The 15,820-nt window shown below is 67.3% G+C and carries 18 protein-coding genes and 1 tRNA gene; 13 read left to right on the top strand and 6 right to left on the bottom strand.

The window, feature by feature from the left end:
* Nucleotides 1-90: 90 nt before the first annotated feature.
* A complete protein-coding gene (locus JOD52_RS07275) occupies nucleotides 91-801 on the bottom strand; it encodes a hypothetical protein (RefSeq protein ID WP_204409215.1) in 711 nt (236 codons plus the stop codon).
* Between the two features lie 104 nt (nucleotides 802-905).
* Between JOD52_RS07275 and JOD52_RS07270 the strand changes: the two genes are divergently transcribed.
* Nucleotides 906-979: transfer RNA gene (locus tag JOD52_RS07270), tRNA-Pro, on the top strand.
* Nucleotides 980-1,086: 107 nt separating this feature from the next.
* Here JOD52_RS07270 and JOD52_RS07265 read toward each other — a convergent pair.
* Together JOD52_RS07265 and JOD52_RS07260 are read right to left on the bottom strand one after the other, a co-directional pair.
* Nucleotides 1,087-2,289 (bottom strand): tyrosine-type recombinase/integrase, encoded by a 1,203-nt coding sequence (locus JOD52_RS07265; RefSeq protein WP_204409214.1) that lies wholly within the window; start codon nucleotides 2,287-2,289, stop codon nucleotides 1,087-1,089.
* The gene (locus JOD52_RS07260) at nucleotides 2,286-2,927 is read right to left on the bottom strand and encodes a hypothetical protein (protein WP_204409213.1); all 642 of its coding nucleotides are present in this window, start codon (nucleotides 2,925-2,927) and stop codon (nucleotides 2,286-2,288) included. Before JOD52_RS07260 ends, JOD52_RS07265 begins: the two co-directional genes overlap by 4 nt.
* A 98-nt stretch (nucleotides 2,928-3,025) precedes the next feature.
* Between JOD52_RS07260 and JOD52_RS07255 the strand changes: the two genes are divergently transcribed.
* The 9 genes from JOD52_RS07255 to JOD52_RS07215 all read left to right on the top strand — a co-directional run bounded on the left by JOD52_RS07255 (nucleotide 3,026) and on the right by JOD52_RS07215 (nucleotide 7,555).
* A complete protein-coding gene (locus JOD52_RS07255) occupies nucleotides 3,026-3,205 on the top strand; it encodes a helix-turn-helix domain-containing protein (RefSeq protein WP_239551825.1) in 180 nt (59 codons plus the stop codon).
* On the top strand, nucleotides 3,202-3,390 hold the full coding sequence (locus JOD52_RS07250; protein WP_204409211.1) for a hypothetical protein: 189 nt from the start codon (nucleotides 3,202-3,204) through the stop codon (nucleotides 3,388-3,390). The genes JOD52_RS07255 and JOD52_RS07250 overlap by 4 nt, the downstream gene beginning before the upstream one ends.
* Entirely contained in the window at nucleotides 3,387-3,980 is a 594-nt protein-coding gene (locus tag JOD52_RS07245; RefSeq protein ID WP_204409210.1) for a hypothetical protein, read from the top strand. Before JOD52_RS07250 ends, JOD52_RS07245 begins: the two co-directional genes overlap by 4 nt.
* Nucleotides 3,981-4,424: 444 nt before the next feature.
* Complete coding sequence (locus JOD52_RS07240) at nucleotides 4,425-4,727, top strand: WhiB family transcriptional regulator (RefSeq protein ID WP_204409209.1); 303 nt, start codon at nucleotides 4,425-4,427, stop codon at nucleotides 4,725-4,727.
* Nucleotides 4,724-5,020: a hypothetical protein gene (locus JOD52_RS07235; protein WP_204409208.1), complete on the top strand. Its 297-nt coding sequence runs from the start codon at nucleotides 4,724-4,726 to the stop codon at nucleotides 5,018-5,020. Before JOD52_RS07240 ends, JOD52_RS07235 begins: the two co-directional genes overlap by 4 nt.
* 3 nt (nucleotides 5,021-5,023) lie before the next feature.
* Nucleotides 5,024-5,242 carry a hypothetical protein gene (locus JOD52_RS07230; protein ID WP_204409207.1) on the top strand — a complete coding sequence of 73 codons (219 nt, stop codon included), beginning with the start codon at nucleotides 5,024-5,026 and terminating at the stop codon, nucleotides 5,240-5,242.
* A gap of 216 nt (nucleotides 5,243-5,458) precedes the next feature.
* Nucleotides 5,459-6,634 carry a phage major capsid protein gene (locus JOD52_RS07225; protein WP_204409206.1) on the top strand — a complete coding sequence of 392 codons (1,176 nt, stop codon included), beginning with the start codon at nucleotides 5,459-5,461 and terminating at the stop codon, nucleotides 6,632-6,634.
* A gap of 133 nt (nucleotides 6,635-6,767) precedes the next feature.
* Nucleotides 6,768-6,974, top strand: a complete 207-nt coding sequence (locus JOD52_RS07220; RefSeq protein ID WP_204409205.1) for a hypothetical protein — start codon at nucleotides 6,768-6,770, stop codon at nucleotides 6,972-6,974.
* Between the two features lie 272 nt (nucleotides 6,975-7,246).
* A complete protein-coding gene (locus tag JOD52_RS07215; RefSeq protein ID WP_204409204.1) occupies nucleotides 7,247-7,555 on the top strand; it encodes a hypothetical protein in 309 nt (102 codons plus the stop codon).
* Between the two features lie 296 nt (nucleotides 7,556-7,851).
* Here JOD52_RS07215 and JOD52_RS07210 read toward each other — a convergent pair whose 3' ends face one another.
* The gene (locus JOD52_RS07210) at nucleotides 7,852-9,243 is read right to left on the bottom strand and encodes an IS1380 family transposase (protein WP_204408535.1); all 1,392 of its coding nucleotides are present in this window, start codon (nucleotides 9,241-9,243) and stop codon (nucleotides 7,852-7,854) included.
* Nucleotides 9,244-9,485: 242 nt separating this feature from the next.
* Between JOD52_RS07210 and istA the strand changes: the two genes are divergently transcribed.
* From istA to JOD52_RS07195, 3 genes are read left to right on the top strand one after another with little or no spacing between them, the layout of a single operon-like run.
* A complete protein-coding gene (gene istA / locus JOD52_RS07205; protein ID WP_204408388.1) occupies nucleotides 9,486-11,048 on the top strand; it encodes an IS21 family transposase in 1,563 nt (520 codons plus the stop codon).
* Nucleotides 11,045-11,791 carry an ATP-binding protein gene (locus JOD52_RS07200; RefSeq protein WP_338124028.1) on the top strand — a complete coding sequence of 249 codons (747 nt, stop codon included), beginning with the start codon at nucleotides 11,045-11,047 and terminating at the stop codon, nucleotides 11,789-11,791. The genes istA and JOD52_RS07200 overlap by 4 nt, the downstream gene beginning before the upstream one ends.
* A gap of 4 nt (nucleotides 11,792-11,795) precedes the next feature.
* A complete protein-coding gene (locus JOD52_RS07195) occupies nucleotides 11,796-12,320 on the top strand; it encodes a hypothetical protein (RefSeq protein ID WP_204409203.1) in 525 nt (174 codons plus the stop codon).
* A gap of 56 nt (nucleotides 12,321-12,376) precedes the next feature.
* On the opposite strand, the gene JOD52_RS07190 is transcribed toward JOD52_RS07195, so the two are convergent.
* Nucleotides 12,377-12,616, bottom strand: a complete 240-nt coding sequence (locus JOD52_RS07190; protein ID WP_204409202.1) for a hypothetical protein — start codon at nucleotides 12,614-12,616, stop codon at nucleotides 12,377-12,379.
* Nucleotides 12,617-13,014: 398 nt separating this feature from the next.
* Nucleotides 13,015-15,810: a class I SAM-dependent DNA methyltransferase gene (locus JOD52_RS07185; protein WP_204409201.1), complete on the bottom strand. Its 2,796-nt coding sequence runs from the start codon at nucleotides 15,808-15,810 to the stop codon at nucleotides 13,015-13,017.
* Nucleotides 15,811-15,820: the final 10 nt, after the last annotated feature.

Here is a 15,820-nt window from a genome sequence, read left to right as displayed (position 1 = left end):
GCTCGGCGTGCATACCAGCACAGTAGCCCTCGGGGCCGACGCATCAGGGCTGCGACGCAGGAACAGCAGGGCCCACGAGCGCACGGCCCCTCAGACGCGCGGGACCTCGAGGTCGTCATCGGGCAGGGAGCTCAGGTCCAAGCGGCCGGAGTCGGGGATGCCCGGGGCGCGGGCCAGCAGCACGAAGCGACTGGCGGTGGCCTCCAGCGGCCCCTCCTCGAAGTGGGAGGCCAGCTCGGTGAGCGTCGCGTCCAGGCCGGGGGCATCCGGCTGCACGCTGGGCAGCCACGGCATACGGGCGGTGTACCGCAGCAGCGCCCCGGGATCATCGAAGGTGTACTTGCCGCGGAATGCGTCGGCGCGCTCGATGGTGAGGCCTGCGCGCACGAGGGAGTTCTCCATGTCCATCAGCGAGGCGCGCGGCACGCTGGGCTCACTCGATGCGCCGCCGAGGTCGTCCAGCACCTCGGCCAGGTCGTCGCTGCCCGCCTGCTCGGTGAGGAATGTGCCGTCGGGCTGGAGCAGGCCGGCAACATCGTGGGCATCGAAAGCGCCGAAGCGGCACACCACCAGGTCGTAGGTGCCGTCTGCCGCCTCGGGCAGCTCCTCCCCCAGGTCCAGCACGCGATCTGCGGTCTGGGACAGGTTCGCCACCAGGGTCTCGAAGCGCCACGGTGCATCCTGCTCAGCGAAGCCCGGTATCTCCTGACGGTCTGCGGTCTCCGTATCGGATCCGTTTCCGGCCTGGGCCTCCTGGGCCACCACCTGGCGCCACTGCTGCAGACGATCCTGATCGACCATGTTCGTCCTTCCCATAGGGTGCCGCAGGTCACGGTGCTCTCGATTCGCTCCCTGCCGTTCCTGCAGGGTACTATCGACGTCGGCCCTCCCGCCGCGGAGGGTTTCGGGCTGTGGCGCAGCTTGGTAGCGCACTTGACTGGGGGTCAAGGGGTCGCAGGTTCAAATCCTGTCAGCCCGACCGAGAGAACCGCAGGTGACAGGCATCTTCCAGATTCTGGGAGGTGCCTGTTCTGCTGTTCGGGGGTGCCCGTGTAGCAACGCGTGTAGCAACGAGTACGCGAACGGTCACGCGGTCCGCTCCCCCAGTGCGCCGCTGAGCGTGGCCATGGCGGCGCGGGCGGTGTCGTCTGTGACGTGGGCGTAAACGTCGCCGGTGATCGCGACGGACGAGTGCCCGAGCAGGGACGAGACGGCCTTGATGTTCACGCCTCCCTCGAGCATGAGCGTGGCGGCGGTGTGGCGTAGGGCATGGACGCCGACGTGCTCGAGGCCGGCGGCCCTCGCGGCGACTTGGACGACGCGGTAGAGGTTGCGGGGGTCGACGGGCTCGCCGGTGGCGGTGGTGAAGACGAAGTCGGTGTCGGTCCAGACGTTCGCGGCCTTGAGCCGGTCGCGCTTCTGGGCGGTGCGCTGGGCTCGCAGCGCGTCGACCGCGTCGGGGGCCAGGGGCACGGTCCGGATCGACTGCGAGGTCTTCGGTGTCGTGACGGTGAGGCGGCCGCGGGATCGGGCGAGTGTGCCACGGACTCGGATCGCGGGGTTGTCGGTGTCGAGGTCGACGTCGTCCCACCGTAGGGCGAGCGCCTCGCCGCGGCGCAGGCCGGTGTGGGCGATGAGCACGACGGCGTGGTGGTATCGGGACCCCTTGGACGCGTGCATGAGCGCCCGGGCCTCGGGGATCGTGAGGTAGCGGGCCTCGGTGCGCTCGACGGCGGGCCGCTTCACGGCCTCGGAGGGGTTGCGGGCGATGAGCCCGTCGCGCTTCGCGCCGTCGAGGATCGCGCGGAGGACGGTGTACGTCGTGCGGATCGTGGAGCCGCTGTACTTCGGCGCAGAGTCGGGGTCCTCGCTCTCGGGGTCCTTCGGTGTGTTCCGCATCCGCAGGAGGAAGGCCTCGATGTCGGACGGCTTGAGTTTGTCGAGTGTCCGGCGGGCGATGGGATCCTCGCTGATGTAGCGGCGGGCGATGGTGGCGTAGAGGTCGCGGGTGGACTGCTTGCGGTCGCTTGCCTCGAGGGTGGTGGTGATCCACTTCTCGATCCATTCCCCGAGAGTGGCGCGGGTGTCGGTGATGGGGAGGTCTTGCTCGGCGCGGTCCTGGGCGGCGCGGAGCTTCTGGCGGGCCTCGGTGCGGGTGCGGCCGTAGAGCACTCGGCGCTTGCGGTCGCCGGTCTCGGGGTCCTCGACGACGAGCGCGGCGACCCACTTGCCGTCGGCGCGCTTGTAGATCGACCCCTCGCCGTTGGCGTTGGTGCGGGTGCGGGTCATGGCTTTGGCTTCCTTCCTCGGACTGCGGTGGCGGTGATGCGCTTGGCGTCGCGGGCGTCGCGGATGAGGCGGTCAACTGTGGAGCGGCTGACCTCCCTGCCGCGGGCTTCCTCGAGCGCCGCCTTGGCGGCCAGTGCCGGCGCGCCCTCGAGGTTCGAGTTGTAGGCCTGAGCGACGAGCTCGAGCTCGTCATGGGTCGCGCTCTTGCGCTTTCGGAGTGCGGCGCGGGATTGCGGGGCGGGTGCGTGCGCGGCCGAACTCGGAACGACTGCGAGGCGGTCGAAGCGGCTAACGCGCTCGAAGAAGGCGAGCGCTTCCCGGAGCACATCGTCCACACCGACTCGCTTGGCGTCCTCGCCGGTGATCGGCAGCGGTGCGTGATCCTCCTCGACGGCACGGTCGATGCGGACGCCGTACACCTGGAATGCATCACGTCCGGGGTCCTTTCGGATGACGTATTCGACGATGAGTCCATCCTCATGCCACGCCACAGCGTCGAACTCTGCGGGCGCTCGGATTCCCGCAGTGGTCGGCCACGTCTGGGGGTCAAGGTCCCTGTAATCGGCTGCATCGATGAAGAAAGCGAGCTCGACACCTCCCCCCGTAGTGGTGTGGAGCGGTAGTGGGATGCGGGGCACGTCATTACCTCATCAAGTCGTCGGGCTGTGCTGTGGAACCGACATTACATCACGGCACACGATGACACCACCAGATACACCAGACCGTGGAGGTAATGATGGAGACGCTGTTGGTGCCGATTGAGGAAGCGGCGCGCGCGATCGGTGGGAGCCGGTCGACGGTCTACCGGCTGATCGAGTCGGGTGACCTCGAGCGGGTCAAGATCGGACGCCGTGCCCTGGTGACGACGGAGTCCGTGCGGGCGTACGTCGACGGACTGGTCTCGTCGGACCGATGAGCATCGCGCAGAATGAAGGCCGCCCCGCGGTGAACGGGACGGCACTCGAGGTGCAGGACTCGACTGCTGCCCCCGAGAGTACCCGCTGCGTGCCCGTTCTCGCCGTGCCCTCGCCGGTCGACGTGTCGCTGCTCGAGGCTGTCGCCGGGGCGGGTCGTTCGCTCGTCGGGGGTGAGCCCTCATGACGGACGCACGGTTCCCGGAGCGGTGGCTGAACGACCGCCGGATCATGCGTCTCCCCGCTGAGGTGTTCCGCGGGTGGTGGCTCGCGACGGTCTGGACGGTCGCGAACCGGACCGAAGGACGGATTGAGGACGGCGACGTCGACCTGGTCCCTGGGCTCACGCCGGCAATGCTCGAACACCTCGAGGGGGTCGACCTTGTCACGCGTGACGGTCACGCGTGGTGTCTCTGCGACTGGGAGGGCGTGCAGTCCTCGCGAGAGCAGCTCGAGGCGCTCGAGCGGAAGAAGCGCGGGGACCGTGAACGGCAGCGTCGCAAGCGTGAGCGTGAGCGTGAGGCGGAAGCGTCCCGTGATGGTTCGCGTGATGTCACGCGTGACGTCCACGCGACCGACTCAGGACAGGACAGGCCAGGACAGGCCAGGACAGGCGAGGACAAGAGCGCGCAGAACGAAGTCGATTCTGTGCAGTGGCCTGAGGTCCGGAAGCCAGGGTCTCCGTCTCGGGCTGAGGCGGTAGCGGACGCCGCCGAGGAGTGCCCCGAGTGTGGTTCTGAGGACTGCGCCGGTGAGTGTCTGGACGAGATTCGATGACGGGCCGTGCGTTGCCGCCGCCGGACGACGACCGGACCTCGCGGGGCGTGCTGGTGCCGGTGCTGGCGGACGACGTGCACGAGTGCACGGGCGGCTGGCTCCCCGTCGTGGGAGCGGGCGGTCCCCGGCCGTGCCCGGTATGCAAGCCGCATCTTCGCTGGGTCGTGGACTCGAGGACGGGCCGCGGCCGGTGGGAACTCGACAGGATGAGGCTGCCGGCACCGGGCCGGGGCCGAAACAGGAGGACGGGATGACGGTCAAGGTGGACGGGTTCGGGCTCGAGCATCGGGCGGACTGCACGGGGCCGCGGTGGGGCATCGCGGAGCTGCGCCGGGGTGCGGCCGCGATCCGGGTGCACCGGTGCTGGGGCTGCGGGCTGATCTGGCGGCCGGGTGACCCTGCGGGGTCGCCGCGGCCGCGGGCCGGGTACGGGCGGGCGCGGCGATGAGCCGGAAGAACATCGCGACGCTGACGGTCCCGGCGGGGGCTGAGGCGGAATGGGCGCGGCTCAGGGACGGGATCGCGGCGCTGCCGGTGGCGGTGCCGTGCGCCGGGCCGGAGCGGCCGTTCTGGCACAGCACGGACGTCGCGGAACAGGCCGTGGCGGCGCGGGCGTGCCTCGAGTGCCCGCTGTTGGACCGGTGCGGCGACTACGCCACCGCGGCCGGTGAGCGCTGGGGCGTGTGGGGCGGCACGACCGACAAGGAACGACGAGCAGGACGAGAGGCACGGAGGGCAACGGCATGAACGAGCACGACGGCATGAACGAGGACGACGAGAAGATCGGCGGGGCGGTGCCGGGGCCGGTCATCGGTGCGATGTTCGACGCGGTGGCGGTGCTGTCGGCGTCGTGGTCGGAGGATGACGACGGGCTGGCGGCTGCGCTCACGGCCATGGACGCGGGTGAGGCGAGGTCCGTGATCGGCGTGATGCCGTGGCTGGTGAAGTTCGCACTCATGGCGAACCCGGGCACGGACCCGCGCGCCTTCCTGGCTGCGGTGCATGGCGACCTGGTGCGCCTCGCCGCCGGGGAAGGCTGACCGGTGTTCGGCTGGGCGGAGGTGCCCCCCGAGAACACCGGGGACGGGCTGGGACCGGGTGAGGTGCCGGAGGGCACCCCGGGTGCGGTGCCGATCCGGTTCGAGGTCGACATGCTGGGCCGGCGTGTCCCGGTCGCGTGGGCGGTACCGGCCGACGGTGCGCGGGATCACTGGGACACGCGGCGCGCGGGGCCGAACCTGCTCGAACAGCCGTTCGAATGACGGTAGGGTGATCCTGTCGGTGCACGTAACGACGAGGCGACCCGGGCTGGGCGTAAGTCGGAGGCGATGCGCGGGACACGGAACACGAGGACGACCGCCACGGGGGCGGCCGTGCCTGAGCGCACGACGACATCGGTCGTCGGTGGCGCTCGACTCTTTCCGGCCGCGCACGTGACACGCGACGGCGCGGCCCTCACAGCACGGAGGGTGCACACGATGAATCTCAAGGACAAGCGGGCTGACGCGCTCGCAGAAGCGAAGGCGATCGCTGAGCGGGCGACGGCTGCGGGCCGGGACCTGACCGACGGTGAGGCCGCGCTGGTCGACCAGAAGATCAGCGAGGTCGAGGACCTCGACAAGCAGCTCGCGAAGGCTGCTGAGCACCGGGAGTGGCTCGAGCGGTTCGCCGGCAACGGTGACGACGAGGACGACACGGGCACGGCGTCGCGGCTGATTTTCGGGCGGAAAGGTGCCGGGCGGCGTGCCGCGGAGGCGCTGATGAGCGCGACCACCGGGCCGATGGGCTCGAAGGTCATGCCGACGAGCGTGCCCCAGACGGTCCCGCTGAGGGAGGACGCGCTGCCGATCGCGCGTGAGGGTCGACCGGTGACCGTGTTCGACCTGCTGCCGGCGCTCGTCTCGCAGACGCCGGGTTGGTACTTCCGACAGCAGGTCGGTCGGACGTTCAACGCCGGCATCGTCGGGACCGGTCAGGTCAAGCCGGACAGCGAGATCACGTTCCGCGATATCGAGAACCGGCTCGCCGTGTTCGCGCACATCGCCGGACCGATCCCGGAGCACACCCTGCGGGACTCGGCCGCGCTCGGTGAGTTCCTCCAGTCGGAGCTGATCTACGGGCTGCGGCTCGCGGTCGAGGACGAGGTGTTCACCGGCGACGGCTCAGACATCATCGGCGAGGACGGCACGAGCGTCGTCGGCAAGCACTTCGCGGGGCTGCTGAACACGAGCGGTGTCCTGGATCAGCCGTTCACCACGGACGCGGTGACGACCATCGCGGCCGGCGCGAACAGGCTCGAGGCGACCGGCTTCAACGTCGCCGGCGTCGCCGTGCATCCGGACGACTGGCACACCATGACCACGACCCGGCACGCCGGCGGCGGCTTCGACCTCGGCGGGGCCGTCGACGCGGCGGCCCGCACCGTGTGGGGTCACCAGGTCGTCGTCTCGGGTGGCATCCCCTCGGGGACCGCGGTCGCGCTGAGCGAGGGCTCCGCCGCGATCCGTCTCGGGGCTGAGGGTCTCGAGGTCCGGGCGATCACGATCAACGACGACGCCGCGCGCAACCAGGTGCGGCTGCGCGGCGAGGGCCGGTTCGCGCTCGACGTCTACCGCCCGGCGGGGATCAACGTCCTGAGCCTCACCGCCGGCTGATCGTCGGTGACCAGACCGGGCGGGCTCTCGCGCCCGCCCTCGGCCCCGCCACTCCCTTCCGGGTGCGGAGCCCTGCACGGCCCCCGGGATGTTCCGTCCGGGGGCCGTGCTCATGCCCGGCTACGCTGACCGCATGAGCGACATGCCGAACAGCCTGCCCGCCACGGGCTCGAGCCTCTCTTTCCCCCTCGACGGTGGCGACGAGTTCGCCGGCTCGTGGATCAACGAGCTCGCGGACGGCGGCGATTCTGTGACCGTCGGCCTCCAGGATGGGCGGCGGGTTCGGTACCGGCTCGACATGTTCCCCGGAGGCGGCGGACGCTGGGTCCTCGAGCGCTAGTCCCTGTGCGGCCCGTAGACGTGTGAGGACGGGTACGAGGTGTCCCGGGTCCACTGCGGTGCTGCCGGGTCGTTCCCGGCCCCGCCTCGCGTCGCGGTCGGCGCTCTCTCCCCGCTCAGGGGGAGGGGCGTCGTCATCTTGGCGGGCCGGGGCACCCGAGTGGGGTTCCGGTTAGCGTTCTCTCTCTCCGACGGGTCTCCGGGGGGTCGCGCGCGCGGGCGCGCGCATGGCCGGGCGGCTACTCGAGGTAGACGATCGGGCAGAATGAGGCGATGAACACTCCTTCATGCCGGAACTGCCGAACCGACGCCTACCTCCGCTACCTCCAATTCACGCCCGCGAGGCACTACAAGGTGCAGCACAGGTTCCAGCAGGGAACAATCGAGCGCGATCGAACTGACGCGCCCGTCTCGGACTACTTCTGTGCGAAATGTGGGCTTCAAGATGGGCGCTCGGTCCCAATGGGCTGGGTCGAGCCGGAGACCAAGACCAGTGATGAGGCGATCCTCGAAGAGTTTGGAGCGGTGTACGTAGCCCCCGGAGCGAGGCAGACCCGTGACGGTTGGATCTACCGCGGATGATTACTTTTCGGCCAGGAATCCGCTCGGCGGTCGCGCGGGTACCCGGCTAGGCATACTTCGGCTATGGATACGAACACGATCCTCGCGACAGGGGCCGTCGCGATTCTCTCTGCGCTCGTCGGTGCCCTAGCCTCGATCTTTCACGGTGCTGCTGAGCGGCAGTGTCGGGCGTCGAGGCCGATGTCCGTAGCCGATTCTGGCATCAGGGTGTGACGGTCCGCCGCGTGTCGGTCGCGGTGGTCGGGCGTCCAGAGCCAGGGTCCTTGGGGAGTGCGGTCAACGACGAGTTTGTGAGGCTATCCGGCGGGGGCGGGGAGTTGGGTGAGGCGGGCGTGGCCTGCCAGGACGATCCGGGCCCAGAGTGACTGGTCCGAGAGGTGTAGGACCTGCTGACGAGCATGCCGTGCGATGGTCGCGGGGATCTGGAACAGGCGGTGGCGCACGCGTTTGGGTTCCCACCGCCGAGCGGGCTGGTCGGCGTAGCCGAGCAGCCCCATCCAGGCAGTGATCTCACTGGCCAGAGCCACGATCTGGCACCAGATCCGGTTCTGCGCGAACGAGGTCAGGGGCAGGTTCCGCAGGCCCATGTCTTTCGCGGCCCGGATCCGGTCCTCGCAACGAGCACGCCGACGGTGACGCACCTCGAGATCGGCGAGCTGGCCCGTGGAGGTGTTGGTCGCGAACGCAGTGAGCCGGTAGCCATCGACGTCATCGAACCGCAGCTGCGCCCCGGGATGAGGGCGCTCACGCCGGACGATGACTCGCATCCCGGTCGGCCAGTCCTCGTCGAGGTCGAGCAGCCCGGTCAGTTCGGCGACGTCCGCGCCGTCCCGGACGTCGCCGCCTGGGTTGTAGGCCGGCTCCCACACGTCCTTCGGGATCAAGCGAAACAGTTCCGGCGTGTTCGCAGGCAGGGTGAATCCGACCGAGTACGAGACCCGCCGCTTCACGAGCTCCTGCAGCGTCTTCTTCGTGCCACCGGCCCCGTCAATCCGGACCAGCACTTTCTTCCCGGGCCGGGACCCCATCCCCACCTGAGCCAGCGCATCGGCGATCACGCTCTTGTGATCGGCGGCGGTGTTCGAACCGGCGTTACCGGGGCGCAGGAGACAGGTCAGCATCTCTCCGCTTCCTCCGGTGCCGTGGTCGACGAACGCCAGCAACGGATGGAATCCGAAACCCTTCTTGAACGTCGGCCTGGCGAACTCCTTCTCGCTATGGGACGTCACCAGTGATGCATCCAGGTCGATGACCAGCGGATTCTTCACCGTTGCGTTCGCATTGGGGGCGTGATGCCCGGCCTGAGCCCAGGCGTTCTTGCGAGCATTCCGGCGGGCCGTGCTGATCGCGTTCTCGGCCTTGTCGACGTCAGCCGCCAGGGCGGTCAGCAGGCGGGAGATCGTCGGATCCGAGGCCACAGGCCCATACACCTCCGGTTCCGCCCGCAGCGTCGCGACGTCGGCCAGGCAGTCCCCACCGACCGCGAGCATCAGCGCAAGATCGGTGAGGATCTTCCCCGGATCATGCCGCGAGAACTGCTTCCTCCACGGGGCCAGCGCTCTAGACAGCTCGTTGGCCAGGCCCGTCGCCCGCAGCGTCTGGGTCAGCAGGATCCCGCCTGCTTGACCGACGGCGGGCACCGATGCGACATCAACCTGAGGACGTGGATACAACCCGGTAGTATTCACCCTGAAGGTGCTCCTTGGACTGCGAAGAACTGGACTCTTGACAAGCCCTATTCTTCCAGTTCAGGAGCACCTTCACCCATTGAATATTCGCCTCGCTGGGGTCCGCTGATCGAGGGTTCGGGTGCCACGTCGCTGCCGTAGCGGTGGCGTCGTTCGGGACCACCAGTGGTGTCGTTGGGGCCGCTCTGTCTACGCTCCTTCCGCCGTGTGTATAGGGCACGCGGCGGAAGGAGCAATCTGGAATGGTACGGAAGATCAGGGCGAAGCTGGTGCTCCAGCTGCGCGCAGAAGGTCTGTCGGGGCGAGCGATTTCGTCCTCGCAGGGCATGTCCCGCAAGTCCGTGAGGGCGGTGTTCGAGGCCGCTGACGCTGCAGGGATCGGGTGGGGCGATATCGCGGACGTCGCCGATGAGCAGGTGTATGCCCGGTTGTTCCCGGGCCGGGGCGAGCACGAGAGCGTGTTCGCACAGCCGGACTGGGAACAGGTCCATCGAGAGATGGCCAGGGTCGGCGTGACGCTGAAGCTGTTGCACGGCGAGTACTTCGACGCGACCACGGCGGCTGGGGATCCGGCGATGGGGTATGACCGGTTTTGCCGCACCTACCAGCACCACGTCATGGTCACCGGTGCCGCTTCGAGAGTCGGTCACAAGGCCGGCCAGAGCGTGGAGGTCGACTGGTCCGGCCCCACGATGGAGCTGGCCGATCCGGTCACCGGCGAGGTCTCGAAGGTGTTCTTGTTCGTTGCCTGCCTGCCTTTTTCTCGTTACGCGTTCTGCTTCCCGGCGCTGGATATGCGCCAGGAGTCCTGGCTGCGAGCGCACGTAGCGATGTTCGAGGCGCTGGGCGGGACGGTCCCGAGGATCGTTCCGGACAACCTCAAGACCGGTGTGGTGAAGCACCCCCGCGAGGGCGAGATCGTCCTGAACGATGCGTATCGCGAGATGGCAGCGCATTACTCGGCGGCGGTGCTCCCGGGGAGGGTGCGGAAACCGAAAGACAAGGCGAGCGTGGAGAACACCGTCGCGCACGTCGCGACCTGGGTCATCGCCGGGCTGCGGGATCAGCGATTCACGTCCCTGCCCGAACTTGCAGCCGCCATCGGGCAGCGGATGGAGGCCTATAACGCGGAGCCGTTCCAGAAGCGGCCCGGATCCCGCGCCAGCGTGTTCGACGCGGAGGAGCGGCCGCTGCTGACGCCGCTGCCGGCGGTGCCCTACGAGATCTCGACATGGCACTACGGACGACGAGTGGGCAGGAACGGGCACGTCACGTTCGCGCGGAACTTCTACTCCGCGCCGTTCGCGCACATCGGCGCGAAGGTCGATCTGCGCATCACGGCCCGGACGCTGGAGATCTATCAGGGCAGCCAGCGACTGACCAGTCACCTGCTGCTCCCGGAGACCGCGAGCAATGAGTACCGCACCAACGACGCGGACCTACCTGCGGGCGAGCGTTTCCAGGCCTGGGACGCGCAGAGGGTGCGGGCGTGGGCAGATCGGGTCGGGCCGGCCACGGTGATCGTGATCCAGCGGATCTTCGAGTCCGTGCCGATCGTGGAACAGGGCCTGGATCCCGCGTTGGCGGTGCTACGGCTCTCTCGCCGCTTCTCCGTAGATCGGGTCGAGGCGGCCTGCGCACTCGCGCTGACGGGACGGGTCCGTTCACCGCGCTATGCGCATCTGCACCCGATCTTGGCCACCGGGCAGGACAAGGTCGCCGCCCTGCGTCCACCCCGCGAGGAACCCGCGGAAGACGGCGGATACGTCCGTGGCGCCGACTACTACGCCGGAGGTGTCCGGTGAGCGTGATCGATAACGACACGAAGCGGAAGCTGCGCGAGATGGGCGCGACCGCGCTGCTGGACGCGATCGATGCCCAGGATGAGGCTCACGTGCTGGGGATGTCGTTCCAGGAACGGCTCCAGCTGATCGTGGACGAGGCGCATTCCATCTTCAATCATGGAAAGGTCGAGGGTCTGATCCGCCGGGCGGGGCTGCGTTATCCCGGAGCGGACCTGCGGCGGCTGGATCTGGTCGAGGAACGGGGACTGAACCGGAACGTGATCGCGCAACTGGCAACCTGCTCCTTCATCCAGCGGCAACAGAACGTGGTCTTCCAGGGCTTCACCGGCTCAGGGAAGTCCTACCTCGGCTGCGCGCTGGCGAAGCAGGCCTGCCAGCACCGGCTCCGAGCCCACTACATCCGAATGCCCGACCTCGAAGAGGCCTGGGCCCTGGCAAAGGACAAGCCGCAGGGCCAGACGAAGTTCCTGCGGAAGTACTCCACGTTCTCGCTGCTGGTGATCGACGAGTGGCTGCTGGACCATCCTGACGAGGGAATGCGTTCGATGCTGCTGGAACTGCTCGAGCGCCGCTATGACACCGGCTCGACCGTGTTCTGCACCCAGTACCCGAAGAAGGACTGGCACGCCCGGCTCGGTGGAGCAGTCCACGCCGATGCGATCATGGACCGCATCGTGCACAACACAATCTGGATCGACACCGGCGACAGGAACATGCGAGAACACACCGCACTGCCCCAGTGACCCGATGCCGGCGGGAGCCAGTGGTCCCCACCGCGGCGGCTACTGGCCCCCGTCGGCACGATCGGCGGTCCCCAAGAGCAAGATTCGGTGGCTCCCACGACTACGAATACTCACCCATCACGACCCGCCCCTCGGACACCTCAACGATGAAAGCCCGAGGCTAGTGCCCGGGTTGCTCGGGCTCTACTCGGATGCGCGCGCACGGAGGGCGGCGCGGCTCGAGACGATCGCTGATCTGGCCGGCGAACTGCTGGAGGGGTGCGAACGGTACCGAGCAGCGGCGCAGGACGTCGCCGTGCTCACCGAGCTGACTTCTCTTGAGATCCCTGGACTCACCTCGGGGCGCTCTCCAGTGCGCCGCGAACACGATGACGAGAGAGCCCGACTTAGGGCGCTGGCAGTTCGGATTCGGGCGCGGGATACAGAGCTCGGCAAGTTGGCGCAGGCTCTCGTCGTCAGCGCGCGCCAAGACTCGTGGGGTGGCGAGCGGGACCGCTTCGTCAAGGGGCTGAGCGGCAAGGTGAGGTGAGCATGCCACGGCCCCGAGTACCGGGGCCGTTCGCGGGAGCGTTGCCGGTGGGGTGCTTACTTGCCGCAGATGCTGAGCACCTGGGATTCGCGGCCATCGATGCGGTCGGCTGCCTCGAGTAGGGCGGCGGCGGTCTCGCGGGCCTGCCGGGCAGTCATCGGCTCGTCGTCGACCTCGAGGATCACGTGGCGCTGGTAGTCGTGGCCGTCGTGCACGGTGCGGACGCTGAGCACGGCGCGGTCGGTGCGGACCTGGTCGGTGTCGGTGACGACCGTGGTGGTGTTCTGGCTGTTCATGATGGGCCTTTCGTGTAGCAACGCGTGTAGCAACGGGGTCTAGTTCCGGGGTGTCTCTGGGCTTCTCTCGGCGTATCAACCTCGAGTTGACCAGCGGAGTTGACACGTCGGGGGACGTCGTGCCACGTCACGCCTGAGGCTGGGGGTCAAGGGGTCGCAGGTTCAAATCCTGTCAGCCCGACCGAGACAGGCCGCTGATCAGTGATAACACTGGTCGGCGGCCTTCTTCGTTGCTGGCAGCTTGGGGGCTGGCGGTCATGGGATGTGGCCGCTGACGCATATGGACTGCTCCCGGGCCCTGGCCGAACTCATTGCGCAGACGACTTCGTCCCAGTATTCGGGCCGGAGGACGGCAATGTGCAAGATCGTGAATCCGTTCCAGCTCCAGCCTTCGGCAACTAGTGCCCCACGGCCGCGCTGTACAGCTCGAACAGGTGTGCCACCACATCCTTCTCATCAAGACCCGGCTCGAGGCCATAGGCGCGCTCGACAGCAGCGTCAAGAGCGGAATGCGCAGCTGTGAGAGCCGGGAACATGAAGTCGAGATTCGGGTCGTACATCTGCGAAATGGTCGAGTCGGGATACTGCTGACGCGCATCCAAGACCGCTTGGGCGAGCTCGGCGATCTTCGCCTGTTGGGTCTCGGTGGCCTCTGGCCACACGAAGTTGTTGTAGACGACCCCGCCGGAATACCGGTAGTCCGACTTCAGCCGCCCGGCGACCGTGCGCATCCAGGCGTTGTGCGCACGTGAATGCAGAACACCAAAGTGGTAGAGCGAGGCGTTGGCGATCAGGAACACGAGGTCGCTGGCCATCGCGCCCTCGCCGAGGTGCCCGAGCGGGATGTAACGACGACGCTCTGAGGAAACCTTGGGCACCAGGATCGACTCGCCCTCGGGCATGTTCTCCACGTGGAAGCGGGTTGGCGTAGCTGCGATCGCCCGTGTTGGAGCGCTCTTGCTTGCAGCTCGGAAGTCCCGCACCGCCTGTACGCGCTTGACCGACTCCGGGAGCTTGGCGAGCTCGGCCGGGGTCGCCTCTCCCAGCCAGAGAACCCAACGCTCTACACCGCGAATGAACTCCACCGATCCGAACCAGCGATGGAAGAACTGCTCCGCTGCTGGCTCCAACGCAAGGAAAGCGGCCTTCTCTTCCGGGGTGAACAGGTAGTTGCCGCCGTCGATCGGCTTGTTCCCGATGCCGATACGAGGGACGTAGCACAATGGTCTGGAGCGGTTCCACACCAGGACGTCAGGAGCATCCTTCAAGTAGGCGTTCAGCTGCTCCGGGTGCTCCAGTACTGGCTCGGAATCAACCGTTGCGTAGTGGTAGAGCCGCTTCGGCCCGCCCTGCTTCGAGAAGCCGACGATGACAACGAACACTGCTGCGGCATCGGCGGCCTCGTTCGTCCAGCGGAAGGTGTCGTGTGCGAAGTCGATCCGGAAGCCCAGCTCGTAGATCGGCGCCCACACGTTCGCCACCTGCTCGCCCTGGCAGATCGAATTGGTTGCGACAAATGCGGCCCGGATCGGGCGGTCGCCCATGTACTGCGCGGCCTTCATGAACCAACCGGAAACGTAGTCAACGTTCCCGGCGTTGCGGGCGCCACCGAATACCTCCGCCAGTTCGGCCTTCTGTTCAGCAGTTTGGTATCGAGCACCGCGGAACGGCGGGTTGCCGATGATGTAGTCACACTGATCAGCGGACAGAACTTCCTGCCAGTCGACTTCCAAAGCGTTACCGAGCACGATGTGGGCCGCGTCTTTGAGTGGCAGGTCCTGGATTGCTTGGAACACGATGGTCTGCGCCTCAGCGTTGGCCTGGAGCTCGGCGATCCACATCGCTGTCGAGGCGACGTTGACAGCGAAGTCGTTGATCTCGATCCCATGGAACTGCTCGAGCGAGACCTTGAGCGGGGTGTCCTCAGGCGTCAGCCCGAACACTCCCTGATTGTTGAGCAGCTCCGAGAGGACCTTGTTCTCCAGCCGGCGCAGGCTGATGTAGGTCTCGGTCAAGAAGTTCCCTGAACCGCAGGCCGGGTCGAAGAACGTCAGGCCCGCTAGCCTGTCGTGGTACTTCTCCAGGGCGAAGCGCCTGGCCCGATCGCCCAGGTCCGTATTCATCAAGATCGCGTCGAGCTCGGACTTCAAGCCGTCGAGGAATAGCGGGTCTATCAGCCGGTGGATGTTCTCCGGTGACGTGTAGTGCATGCCACCGGAGCGGCGCGTCTCAGGGTTGAGCGTCGACTCGAACACCCCGCCGAAGACCGTCGGCGAGATCTCGGACCAGTTGGTTCCATGGCTGACCTCCTCGAGCAGTACCTCGACGATCTCGTCGGTGAAGCTCGGGACCTCCACCTCGGCCTCGAACAGGCCGCCATTGACGTAGGGGAACGCGCGAAGCTCATCGGAGGCATAGGGATCGCGCTCTTCAGGCTTTGCCCGAAGGTAGGCGAACAGCTCCTTCATCGCCACACGGACCTGCCTGGTTGGCATCCCCTTGAGGTAGTTGTAGAAGGCATCCTTCGGGAACAGACCGGCGTCCTCAGCGAACAGGCAGAACACCAGCCTTACGCAGAGCACGTTCAGGGCGTGGCGGCTCTCGGGAGAGTCGGGATCGACGTACTGAGCGCGCAGAAGCCGGTAGACCTTGCCGATCAGAGCACCGGCGTCGAGGGAGACCTGTTCCTCGCGGGCGGCGCGGGCCCGCTGAGGGTCGATCAGGAAATCGAGCAGGTGGAGCTGCTGGGGAAGCTCATCCAGCCGGAACGAGACGTAGTTCTTCGCTGGCTGCTCGGTGTCGAGATCGTGGATACGGAAGTGGTCGAAGTCCGACACGATGATCGTGTCGGGCCGCTGTGAGTTCGGGAGCGAGTCGGCGTAGCGCTTGGCCTGGGCGAACGGAGTCACTGACATTCCCTGGCGCATTTCCGGCCTATCAAGGTCGATACCGAGGGACTTCTGCTCGATGACGGTCTTCGCACCGGGGATCACGACGTCGATGTACCCGCGTTCAGAGGTGGAGCGCTCGAAGCGGACATTGGTCGTGACATCCTCCATGCCGACCACGTCCCGCAGCAGTTCGAGCCAGAACGAGTGGGTGTCGCCCTTCTCGTAACCACGGCCAGCCCACTTCTGCGCAAAATCCTTGGCCCGCGTGACGCGTGCTCGCTCATCCACCTGGAACTTCTCCATGATGTCCTCT

Source organism: Brachybacterium muris (assembly GCF_016907455.1).
Classification (GTDB): Bacteria; Actinomycetota; Actinomycetes; order Actinomycetales; family Dermabacteraceae; genus Brachybacterium; species Brachybacterium muris.
Note: the sequence above shows the minus strand (reverse complement) of the source record. Positions and strands in the feature narration are given on the sequence as shown.